Source organism: Pseudomonas sp. P5_B2, from assembly GCF_056400445.1.
This window is the reverse complement of the sequence record NZ_JBFULH010000113.1, coordinates 1-11,682: the sequence shown is the minus strand read 5'-3', so window position 1 is coordinate 11,682 and position 11,682 is coordinate 1. Positions and strand designations below refer to the sequence as shown.

The 11,682-nt window shown below is 58.6% G+C and carries 8 protein-coding genes and 1 pseudogene; 6 read left to right on the top strand and 3 right to left on the bottom strand.

The window, feature by feature from the left end:
• The 3 genes from AC1DRJ_RS12110 to bcsQ form a co-directional block, all read right to left on the bottom strand.
• The coding region (locus AC1DRJ_RS12110) for a cellulose biosynthesis cyclic di-GMP-binding regulatory protein BcsB (protein ID WP_477802354.1) at window positions 1–1,032 on the bottom strand (1,032 nt) is incomplete at its 3' end.
• Window positions 1,032–3,254, bottom strand: a complete 2,223-nt coding sequence (gene bcsA / locus AC1DRJ_RS12105) for a UDP-forming cellulose synthase catalytic subunit (protein ID WP_477802353.1) — start codon at window positions 3,252–3,254, stop codon at window positions 1,032–1,034. The genes bcsA and AC1DRJ_RS12110, both read right to left, overlap by 1 nt.
• Entirely contained in the window at window positions 3,251–4,405 is a 1,155-nt protein-coding gene (gene bcsQ, locus AC1DRJ_RS12100; RefSeq protein ID WP_477802352.1) for a cellulose biosynthesis protein BcsQ, read from the bottom strand. The genes bcsA and bcsQ overlap by 4 nt, the downstream gene beginning before the upstream one ends.
• A gap of 575 nt (window positions 4,406–4,980) precedes the next feature.
• Between bcsQ and AC1DRJ_RS12095 the strand changes: the two are divergent.
• From AC1DRJ_RS12095 to AC1DRJ_RS12070, 6 genes and pseudogenes are all read left to right on the top strand, one after another.
• A pseudogene (locus AC1DRJ_RS12095) lies at window positions 4,981–5,148 on the top strand (tryptophan synthase subunit beta); the annotation flags it as partial.
• A gap of 326 nt (window positions 5,149–5,474) precedes the next feature.
• The gene (locus AC1DRJ_RS12090; RefSeq protein WP_477802351.1) at window positions 5,475–6,122 is read left to right on the top strand and encodes a TetR family transcriptional regulator C-terminal domain-containing protein; all 648 of its coding nucleotides are present in this window, start codon (window positions 5,475–5,477) and stop codon (window positions 6,120–6,122) included.
• Between the two features lie 92 nt (window positions 6,123–6,214).
• Complete coding sequence (locus AC1DRJ_RS12085; RefSeq protein ID WP_477802350.1) at window positions 6,215–6,931, top strand: response regulator; 717 nt, start codon at window positions 6,215–6,217, stop codon at window positions 6,929–6,931.
• A gap of 5 nt (window positions 6,932–6,936) precedes the next feature.
• Window positions 6,937–7,710 carry a substrate-binding periplasmic protein gene (locus tag AC1DRJ_RS12080; protein WP_477802349.1) on the top strand — a complete coding sequence of 258 codons (774 nt, stop codon included), beginning with the start codon at window positions 6,937–6,939 and terminating at the stop codon, window positions 7,708–7,710.
• On the top strand, window positions 7,707–9,968 hold the full coding sequence (locus AC1DRJ_RS12075; RefSeq protein ID WP_477802348.1) for an ATP-binding protein: 2,262 nt from the start codon (window positions 7,707–7,709) through the stop codon (window positions 9,966–9,968). The genes AC1DRJ_RS12080 and AC1DRJ_RS12075 overlap by 4 nt, the downstream gene beginning before the upstream one ends.
• Window positions 9,969–10,161: 193 nt before the next feature.
• Window positions 10,162–11,574 carry an amino acid permease gene (locus AC1DRJ_RS12070; RefSeq protein ID WP_477802347.1) on the top strand — a complete coding sequence of 471 codons (1,413 nt, stop codon included), beginning with the start codon at window positions 10,162–10,164 and terminating at the stop codon, window positions 11,572–11,574.
• Window positions 11,575–11,682 lie beyond the last annotated feature (108 nt).

The following is an 11,682-nucleotide window of genomic DNA, read 5'->3' as shown; positions in this document are numbered from 1 at the left end:
ATCACTGGGTAGCCAGTTCGGGGCGTCATAAGGCTTGCGCGGTAACACTGTATCGAAACGGTCGATTACAACGCTGCTGCCCGACATGGCCTGACTGCCCAACACCAAGGCGGTGGTGGCCGTCTTGAGTTCGGCGGAGTCGCGCCCGGTGATCACCAGCAACTTGCCATTGGCGTCGTTGGGGTTCGTCATCACGCTCAGGGTCGGGCCCTTGGCCGCCGGCAAGCTCAGCCCGCCGATCTGCAGTGCGTCGGGACCGCTGAGCAGCACGACAGCGTTGCCGTGAGCCGGAATCTGGTTGATGCTCGAAGAGAATGTGGCCCCGCGATAGCTGGCCTGAGCGCCGAACCACGATGAAAGGGCACCGGCAGCCTCAAGGGTGGTGTTGTCCGGCGCAGCAGCGAACACGAACGGCAAGCGCAAGGTCCGCGCATCGCGGCGATCAAAGAACGGCAATGGCAGGATCGACAGGTCGTTCGGCAGCACCAGTGGCGACACTTCAATGCTCAACTCGGTCGCGTTGCTGATCTTCGCCCACAGGCTGGAGTGCGTCGGGTCTTCACAACCCATGGTGTAGTGACCGATAAATTGCAGACTCAAGCGGTTGAATTCGGTGATCAACTGCGGCGGAATACTAACCTCCTGCGTTTGCAGTTGCCCGGCGTTTTCCTTGGGCAACGGCAGGCTCGCCGCCACTTCATCGTTGACGATGACGTTGATCTGCGACAGATCGGCCAATAGCGCCGGCGAATAGGTGTACTGCAATTTCAGCTTGGAACCGGTCACGATCGAATCGGCTCGCACATCGAAATTGACGCTGTCGGTGGACTCCACGCCGCGCAGGCTCATTGGATAATTGCGGCCCAGTTGCTTGAGGGTCAGGCTGTAGCTGTTGGCGCCCGGTGCCGCGCTCAGTGGCGCTGTCTCGGCGAATGCACCACCACCCCCCACGGCCAGTAAAGCGCACGTCAGACGTGCCAACGCGCGGTGAGGCTCGCGCAGGTTACCGAAAGCGAAAGACTTCGAGTTCATCACTTATCCAAAACATTTTCCAGTTTAGACGGGGAGACTTGGCTACGGCGGAACAAGTTCCGCACTTCCATGCCTGTTGCTTTGAAGAGTTCGTAGATGCCGCGAAGACCAATGCCGGTGACCTCGCGCAAGGCGGACAACGGCGTATCGACCTGTCCGTTGCCCCACGTCGACGCCCAGGTGTCAGCGCGGGAGAAGGTCAGGCGTATCAGTTCGCTTTGCTGACGCAGGGTCAGTTGATCGAACTGTGCACCCAATAGCCCGTCGCGACTGAACATGATGACGGCCGGGAACACGCTCAGTTGTTGATTGCGGAACAGCGAGATCTGCACACGCTCGCCCTTGGGAAGGTCGATGCCCGCCGGTAAAAGAAAGCCCAGGCCTTTTTGCGAGAAGTCCTGGGTTACGCCGTCGACCACGGAGCCATCAGCACGGGTCAGACGCATTGGCAGAGTGGCCGCCACCCGTGGTTCGGAACGAACCTGACGGGTTTCGCTGGCCACCGCCACCGAGGCGCTGGTGATGATGAGGTTATAGACTGTCCACGCCAGGTTGATCAGGATCGTAGTGGTGGCACCCTCGGCACCCTCCATCAAGCGCACCACTCCATAGATAAGACCGGCTGCATTCAAAATCAGCAGCACGATGTAGGGTCGGGCCAGCTTCCATTCGAAGTATTTCTTATCGATCACCCCCCCTTTGTCGGTCACGTTAAAGCCACCGAACTTAGGGTTAACCAGTGCCATCAACACCGGGCCCAGGATGTACCAGGCCAGCACCGTCTCGTAGACCTCGTTCCAGAACGAGTGCCGGAACCGCCCCTGAATGCTGGAGTTGGTCAAGCTGGCGTGGAGGATATGCGGTAACACGTACGCGGTGATCATTAACGCTGAGGCGTGGAAAATCTGTGCATCGAAGAACAGGAAGGCCAACGGCGCAGTTAGAAACGCCAGGCGTGGCAATCCGTAAAAAAAGTGCAGCATCGCGTTCAGGTAGCATAAGCGCTGCCCCAGCTTCAGGCCTTTGCCGAACAGCGGGTTATCGGTGCGGAAAATCTGCGCCATGCCACGTGCCCAGCGAATCCGCTGGCTGATGTGGCGTGACAGGCTTTCCGTCGCCAGGCCCGCCGCCTGAGGAATGGCAAGGTACGCGGTGTTGTAACCGGCGCGGTTCAGCTTGAGCGCGGTGTGGGCGTCTTCGGTCACGGTCTCAACCGCCACGCCACCGATTTCCAGCAACGGCGCACGACGGATGACCGCGCAGGAGCCACAGAAAAAAGTCGCGTTCCACAGATCGTTGCCGTCTTGCACCAACCCGTAGAAGAGCTCGCCTTCATTCGGCACGGAACGGAAGGTGTTGAGGTTTTTCTCAAACGGATCGGGCGAGAAGAAGAAGTGCGGCGTTTGCAGCATCGCCAGTTTCGGGTCCTTGATGAACCAGCCAACACACACTTGCAGGAAGGACCGCGTCGGCACATGGTCGGCGTCGAAAATGGTCACGAACTCGCCGCTTGTCACCTTGAGCGCTTCGTTGAGGTTGCCGGCCTTGGCGTGACGGTTGTTGTCACGAACGATGTAACCTACGCCGATCTGCTCACAGAACTCGCGGAAGTCTTCGCGGCGACCGTCGTCCAGCACGTGCACACGCAGTTTGTCCTGAGGCCAGTCGATGGCCTGGGCCGCAAAGATGGTGACCTTCACGATGTCGAGGGTTTCGTTGTACGACGGGATGAACACATCGACTGTTGGCCATTCGCTCGGCGGGCCGCTCATCAGTACCGGTTTGCGACGCAGGGGCCAGGCGGTTTGCAGGTAACCGAATACCAACACGATCATCGCGTACAGCTCGGCCATCACCAGGCCGTAGCCGAATAGCATGTCGACCCAGCCTTCAAACCCGAGGGTGGATGTCAGGCGCCAGTACAAGTAACGCAGCGAAGCCGTCAGCGACAATCCGATGAGTATCAGTACCGTAAGGCGCCCTGGAATCTTGCGCAACACCAGTGCAGCGACAAAGCAGCCAAGGGCGAAAATGCACTGAGAATACAGCTCGAAGGGCACCGTTATGATGAATAGCGCCAGGAGACCGCACAGCATGGTTACGCCAGCGACCAGCACCCGACGCAACGTTTGAGGTAGACTTTCGAGGCGATCGGAAGCCGCATCTGCCCAGCGCTGAAAACGGGTCGGGGTAACCGCTTCTGGAGTCGAGGCTTCAATCACGAGGCGTAAAACTCTGAAACAACCATTGATTTCAACTGCGCCTTCAGCATGTCACTCAATATCAGCATGTCTTGGCAGGCCGGAGACGACTCGGCTTCCAGCAGCGGATTTTGCCCATAAGCCATGGCCTCGCCCACCGCATGATCGAGCGCCACCACACCCAACAGTCGGGAGCCCAGACGGCGCTTGATCACTTCGTGCATATCCCGGCAGAACACGCGGGAGCTGTCGAACTGATTGATCACGTAATTGCACAGCGGTGCCTGACCACGGGCCATGCGCTCKCCGAGCAGATRCTCCATCTGGTCCAGAGTGACGAAACACGCCGCGTCGGCTGTCGTAACGACGAGCACTTGGTCCGCCACCATCAGAACTTGATCCAGGTAAGTCGTACGGCCTGGCGGCGTGTCGAGTATCACCACATCGTTTTCGCCCAGGTCCATGCTCGCTAGTTGGCGCGCCAGCCAGTAACGATCATTCTCCAGATAGCGCTCCAGCGTTCGGCGCTCCTCTTCAGTCATCGCGCCATAAGGCAGCAGCAACGTACCCGCAGAGCCAGACAGCAGCAGTGGTTTCCATTTTTCTCCCATGATGCTGGCATTGCAYATGCCTAACACATCCGGCGCGGCACCTAGGTGATATTGCAAGGCGTTTTGGGGGTCCAAGTCGATGGCCAGAGTTTGGCCGCCTTCCAGGCGCAATGCCGTGGTGAGGGCCGAGGCTAGCGTGCTTTTACCGACACCGCCCTTGGCCGAAACCACAGCGATAACATGGGCACGCGTCTTGGCCGGACGACTATGAGGCGTTACCTGACGCAAGGCCTCTTCGTTACGTGCCTGCGCTTCTGCACGACGTGCCAGAGCGACTTCGGCCAGCAAGTGGCGAAGCGGTGTACCGGACTGCGCAGCGTTGACGGGCGCCAACTCAGGCTCGAGATTAGCCTCGCTCTCAGTCACGGTTTGCGCCAGCTTTTTTGCGCTGAGGTCAATCTCCGGCTCAGCAGCTTCTATGGCAGGCACAGGCTTGGAGACTGCTGGCACGAATGCCAATGGTCGTTCCTTGTAGTCAAACTGGTTGCTGAAATCCAGATAACTGTCCGCACTTGCTCCGAACCCATTGAATAGGTTTGATATATCGTCTGTACGATTCATAAAAGTCTACCGAGGGCACTGGAAATTGAGGAGCAGACAGCTCGAAAGGTTTCATCGAAGCGAGCTTTCAAAATGGCCTCGTTATTTTGTATACCCTAAGTGTAATATTTGATCGCAATTAAAAAAACCTTTTTTATCGCCATATTTCTGACGAAAAGGACGTTCTTTAATTTGGCGCGCTACTTTAACAACGAATTACGAACGCACCCAACGCAGCGCAAACCATGGGCTGAGCGGGGCGCGCGGTATTATCCGGCAAGACTCGAAATACCGCACCTGATTTGCGCCAGATGGCAGCTAGGGAGAGGGACGGCAACCGGAAAACAGCGGAGAGTGTTGAAGCAATAAGTGGACCATTTGAATTATCACTAGTTGGTGCATTATTTCTTACTTACACATATGCTTTCTAAATCAACATCTTAACTGCAAGTGAATGACCGCCGTCAAAATGAGGTGGGTTAAACGATTGCCGCCAGCGTAAATATCGGTGCGAGACAGCCATGACGCGCACGCTACTGGCGCGCCGGTGGCTATGCTATAGCAGCATGCTGCGGTTAACTTCTGGGGGGATGATCATGTTCTGCGTTCAATGCGATGCAGAAGGACAACTTATGCGCGTGGAAGCCACAACCTACGCCGAGGCCACGCAAACACTGCCGGCCGACCGCCATGAAATCCAGGCTTGGTACGCCAACGAGATGATTGAAACCAGCCTTAAACAGCTGAAGCAGAGCGACTTGGAATGATCAGGGTACTCGACGGCTGGCCACCCAGCCGATGACTTCTTTAGCAAAAGCCGCCAGTTCCTGGGGGTGTATTTGTTCCAGCGTCTCACAAATTGTCAAAAGCATGTACAAACCGGCTAACACTGCAGARGCTGTTACTGGCTGTGAGCGCTACATTTGGCGACCCGATCGACGGACCAAAAAGTCCCGCGTTTGCTCGGCGGCAACTCGGTCCTTGAGGCATGCAACTGACTGGAGACATCCCACCCTCTTGCTGTACAGTCGTTCAGCGCGCGGATTAACCCACCGCGTCCCTAACGATTGATCCACGGAGAGTGTCGCGCATGAGTCAGGAAGCCCGTTTTTCCCGCATGGAGCCGGAGTTGCGCAAGGCCAATCTGATAGAGGCGACGCTGGTGTGCCTCAAGCGCCACGGTTTCCAGGGCGCTTCGATTCGCAAAATATCTGCCGAGGCCGGCGTTTCGGTCGGGCTGATCAGCCATCACTATTCCGGCAAGGATGAACTGGTGGCCGAGGCTTACAGGGCGATTACCGGCCGCGTCATGAGCCTGTTGCGCGACGCCATGGAACACGCGGCACCCAACGCCCGCGAGCGTCTATCGGCATTCTTTCGCGGCTCGTTTTCCGCCGAACTGCTCGATCCGCAATTGATCGATGCCTGGTTGGCATTCTGGGGCGCAGTGCGCACGGCCGAGTCGATAAACCTCGCGCACGAACATTCCTACGGCGAGTACCGCGGCATCTTGCGCAAGGTGCTGACCGAACTGGCGCAGGAAGAAAACTGGGAAAATTTCGACGCCGATCTGGCCGCCATCAGCCTCAGTGCATTGCTCGAYGGTTTGTGGCTGGAATCAGGCCTCAACCCCGGCACGTTCACGCCGGAGCAGGGCATCCAGATTTGCGAGGCCTGGGTCGACGGATTGCAGGCGGGCGGCCGCCAACGGTTTTGCGTCCAGACGACGGGTTGTTGATCGGTCGTTCAGCTGTCGATACTCTCTGGCGCCAAAGCAACAAAACACTCTAATAAGAAATACGCCTTCGGGCATACGCGGGACACCATGCGATGACTCCTCGGGTATTGATCGTCGACGACGATCCGCTGATACGCGAACTGCTGCACGCCTACCTTTCCCAGGAAGGTTATGAGGTCAATTGCGCCGCCACCGCGGAGCTGGCCGAAACTTTCCTGGCGAGCCAGACGGTCGATCTGGTGATGCTCGATATCCGCCTGCCGGGCAAGGACGGCCTGACCCTGACCCGAGAACTGCGGGTACGATCGGAAGTCGGGATCATCTTGATCACCGGACGCAACGATGAAATCGACCGCATCGTCGGCCTTGAATGCGGTGCCGATGACTATGTGATCAAACCGCTCAACCCGCGCGAACTGGTGTCCCGGGCGAAAAACCTGATACGCCGGGTTCGTCATGCGCAGACGCCGCAACCGGTGGCGGCCATCGTCAAACCGGTCAAACAGTTCGCCACTTGGGCGCTGGACACGGATCGCCGACGGCTGATCGACCCGGCCGGAAGCGAAACCCTGCTGACCCACGGTGAATACCAGTTGCTCAGCGTGTTCCTGCGCAACAGTGGCCACACCTTGAGCCGTGATCAATTGATGGACCAGATCCGCAATCGCGAATGGGTACCCAATGATCGCTCCATCGACGTGCTGGTCGGACGCTTGCGCCGCAAGCTGCACGACGACCCGGCCGAGCCGCAATTGATCATTACCATTCACGGCGCCGGTTACCTGTTTACCGCCAGCGTGGCGGCCTGAGCCCGATGCTGTGGGTGCTTGGCTTGCTGTTGACGCTGGTCGCGAACAGCGCGATGGCGGCGCAAACAGTTCGCTACTGCGACTATCCGGTGTACCCGCCGATCTCCTGGAGTGATGGCAATCACGTGCGCGGCCTGGCCCCGAGTGTGGTGAAAAACCTCTTTGGACAACTGGGCTACGAGGTTGAAGTTGTCGTGCTGGGCAACTGGAAACGCTGCCTGCTCGACGTTGCCGAAGGTCGGGTTGATGTGGTGTTGGCCTACAGCACCGCACAGCGCGAGCAGAGCATGGTTTTTTCAACGGTTCCGGTGTTGCGTGAGGAGGTTGCGTTGTTCATCAACCGTCAGCGACCGGTGAAATTCGAGCGTCTGGAAGACCTGGCCAATTACCGTGGCGGGTTGCTGTTCGGTGAAAGTTACGGCGTGGATTTCGATCGTTTGGTCGGCCAACACCAGAATATCGAATGGGTCTCTGACAGCGGGCAAAACTTCGGCAAACTGATTCGTGGCCGCATCGATTTCATCACCTCGGAACGGCGCACCGGCCAGCTGTACGTCGAAAACCTGACAGGCGCGCAAGACATCGTCGCGCTACCCAAGGCCTTGAGCGTGGACTACTTGCGGGTGGCCGTATCGCGCAAGTCTCCGCTGGCCAAGCGCATGCCGGAGATCGACGTGCAACTGAAACGCATGGTCGATAGCGGGGAGGTTGAGCGGTTGTTGAATGAAAGCGAAGTCACCTACCGCGACATGATCAACCTGCCGGCGAACTCCAAATGATTCGCGTCCGGCCCGGTGGACTGTTGCGGCGTCTGCTGCTGTTCATTCTGTTGTTCAGCCTGTGTTTCACCGTGCTGGCGAGTAGCGTGCAGCTGTACTTCGAATATCGCCGCGAGATGCGTGACATCGACTCGCGCATGGAGCTGATTCGCGCCGGTTACCTGGCCAGCCTGGAGCGCAGTCTCTGGGACTTGAACCAGGAACAATTGAACGTACAGTTGCGGGGGCTGGTGGACTTTTCCGACGTGGCGCGGGTGCACCTGATCAGCCCTGATTTCGATCTGGTGCAAGGCAATCCCGACCCGGTCGGACCACTGCGCATCGAGCGTTTTGAACTGGATTATCAACCGCCGACCGGGCCTTTGCGGCACTTGGGCCAGTTGGAAGTCAGCACCGATCTGGGCGCGGTGCATCAGCGCCTGTACACCACAGGGTTGACCAGTCTGCTGTGGATGAGCGTATTTCTGTGCGGTCTGGCGGTGGCGTTGTCGGGGTTGTTCTACCGTTTGGTTACCCGGCACCTGCAAGTGATGGCCGAGTTTGCCCGGCGCATCGCCGCCGGTGACTGGCACGAGCCCTTGCAACTGGACAAGCGCCGCAACGTTCACGAAGACGAAATCGACACCGTGGCTCATGCACTGGACGATATGCGCCGGGCGATTCTCAGTGACATTGACCGCCGCGAATCCGACCGGCTGGCCCTGCAAGACAACCGCGATGAACTGCTCAGGCTGGTCGAACGTCGCACCGCCAGCCTGATGCGCGCCAAGGACGAAGCGGAGGCCGCCAACCTCGCAAAATCGCGTTTTCTGGCGACTATGAGCCACGAGTTGCGCACCCCGCTCAACGGGATTCTCGGCATGGCTGAGTTGTTGCGCGGCGCACACCTGGATGAGCTCGACGGCAAACGTCTGGATGCGCTGTACAAGGCCGGGGAAGGGTTGTTGTCGATTCTCAACGAAGTGCTGTATTTCGCGCGATTGGAGGAGGGCGTCAGCCGTCCGGAACCGGTCGATTTTTCGATCAGGCACCTGCTCGATGAGGTGCTGACCCTGCTGGAACCGCGGGCGCTTAGCAACGATACGACGCTGCACTGCCAAATCGATCCGCAGCTCGCCGAGGAGCACCACGGCGCCGAGCAATTTTTGCGTCAGGTGCTGAGCAACTTGCTGGCCAACGCGATCAAGTTCACCGAAGGCGGCAAGGTTGAAGTCAAAGTCGCGCTTCTGGCTCAAGGCCCGGAACACACCGGGCAACGCTTGCGCGTGAGCGTCACGGACAACGGCATCGGCATTGCGCCGGACATGCAGGAGAGGATTTTCGAGCGCTTTACCCAGGCCAGCGAAGAGGTGGCGCAACGCTTTGGCGGAACCGGGCTCGGGCTGGCGATCAGCAAACATCTGGTCGAGCAATTGGGCGGACGGATCGGCGTTGAAAGTGAAGTCGGGCGGGGCAGTTGTTTCTGGTTCGAGCTGACGTTGCAGGCGTCTACCGGCATCACCTCCGTGGTGCTGAGCAGCGAGTCCGTGCAGGCAATGAAGGTTCTGGTGGTCGAAGATGTGGCGCTGAACCGTGAAGTGGTCAGCGGCTTGTTGCAGCGCGACGGGCATCAGGTCTGGCTTGCCGAAGCAGGTGAGCAGGCGCTGCAGCATTGTGCCGGGCAGACCTTCGATTTGATTCTGCTCGATGTGCACCTGCCGGGCATCAGTGGCGTCGAGCTGTGCAAACTGATCCGTAATAACGAAGGCCCGAACCGCAACACCCGGATCTTCGCCCTGACCGCCAGCGTGCAACCGGCCTCGATGCGCGGTTATCTGGAGGCCGGAATGGACGGCATTCTCGCCAAGCCTTTGAAGCTCGAAAACCTGCGGCAAGCATTGGCCGGGCAATTGCCGGTATCTGCGCCACAGCCTGTTGACGAGGCGATGGACTGGCAGCTGCTGGACACCCATCGCACCTTGCTTGGTGAACAGAAGCTTCAGGGTTTGCTGGCGGTGCTGCGCGATTCGATCAGTCAGCATCGCGACGCACTCATCGAAGCCATCGAGGCCGATGACTGTACCGAAGTCGCACACCTCGCACATCGTCTGGCCGGCAGCAGCGACTCATTGGGCTTTCGCGCGTTGGCCAATGTGTTGCGCGCGTTGGAAGAGGCCGCAATGGCCAGTGATGAACAGGCGTTGCGGACCTTGGCCCCGCAGGTTCATGCGCAACTGCAGCGTTCGCAACAGACGCTGGCTGAGTTGCTGCACCGCTGACGTACAAGTTTGTTACGACTTTTTACAACTTCGATCTTTATGGTCAACGGGACCTTACATGGTCTTCCAATAATCGAGGCAACCGCCACAGCGCGGTCTTCGAAGCTTATTGGAGATAATAATAATGAACTGCCGTAAAGCTGATCTCTCCCCGCGCCATGCCGCGCACCTTGCTGATTACTGAGGTGTGGACATGAGCAACTCTACCGAAACCGAAGGCATTCAACTGACCCGAGCCCTGAAAAGCCGGCACATATTCATGTTGTCGCTAGGTGGCGTGATTGGCACCGGGCTGTTCATGGGCTCCGGAGTGACGATCAATCAGGGCGGGCCGGTGGGCGCGATTCTGGCGTATCTGGTCGCCGGTTTTCTGATGTACCTGGTGATGGTGTGCCTGGGCGAACTGTCCGTACAAATGCCGGTGTCCGGCTCGTTCCAGACCCACGCGACCAAATTCATCGGGCCAGCCACCGGATTCATGATCGGCTGGGTGTATTGGATGAGCTGGGCGACCACCGTGGGCCTGGAGTTCACGGCGGCGGGCATGTTGATGACGCGCTGGTTTCCTGCGGTGCCGATCTGGTACTGGTCGGCGCTGTTCGTGGTGGTGTTGTTCGGATTGAATGCACTGGCGACCCGCGCCTTCGGCGAAGCGGAATACTGGTTCTCCGGGATCAAGGTCGCGGCGATTCTGGGCTTCATCGTGGTCGGCGTGCTGGTGATCTTCGGCGCTATCCCGCTGACCAGCGGAGCACCGGCGCCGATGATGAGCAACCTGATCGGCGATTCACTGTTTCCCAACGGCTTGTCGGCGGTGTTCGCGGTGATGATGACCGTGGTCTACGCCTTCCAGGGCTGCGAGATCATGGGCGTGGCCGCCGGCGAAACCGATCAGCCTGAAAAAAGTATCCCGCGCGCGGTGCGCAACGTGGTGTTTCGCGTATTGATTTTCTATGTGCTGGCGATTGTGGTGCTGTCGGCAATCGTGCCGTGGCAGCAAGCCGGGTTAATGGAAAGCCCGTTCGTGCAAGTCTTCGATATGGTCGGCATTCCCTATGCCGCTGACCTGATGAACTTCGTGATCCTCACGGCGATTTTGTCGGTGGGTAACTCTGGCCTTTATGCCTCGACGCGCATTCTGTGGGCGATGTCGAAAACCGGCATGGCGCCGAAAAGCCTGTCTACCTTGAGCAAACGCGGCGTGCCGCTGCGGGCACTGAGCATCACCTTGTGCTTTGCACTGGTGTCGCTAATGACCAGTTTTGTCGCGGCAGACACGCTGTTCATGGTGCTGATGGCGGTGAGCGGCATGTCGGGCACGGTGACCTGGATTGTGATTGCGCTGGCGCAGTACAAATTCCGCAAGGCCTATCTGCGCGATGGCGGAAAACTCAGCGACCTGAAATACCGCGCGCCGTGGTTCCCGCTGCTGCCGCTGACGTGCATCGCGTTGTGCTGCTCGCTGTTTGTGTTTCTGGCACTGGATGAAACGCAACGGCCTTCGTTGTACTGGGGCTTTGGATTTATTGCGCTGTGCTATGGCGCGTACTTCCTGATTCATCGCAAGCGCGAAGCGGTGCTGGCGCCGAGTTTGCCGACTGCTTGATTCTTTGAACTCACTGCTGTTCCTGTGGGAGCGGGCTTGTTCGCGAAGAGGGCGTGTCAGTTGACATCAATGTTGACTGACACGCCCTCTTCGCGAGCAAGCCCGCTC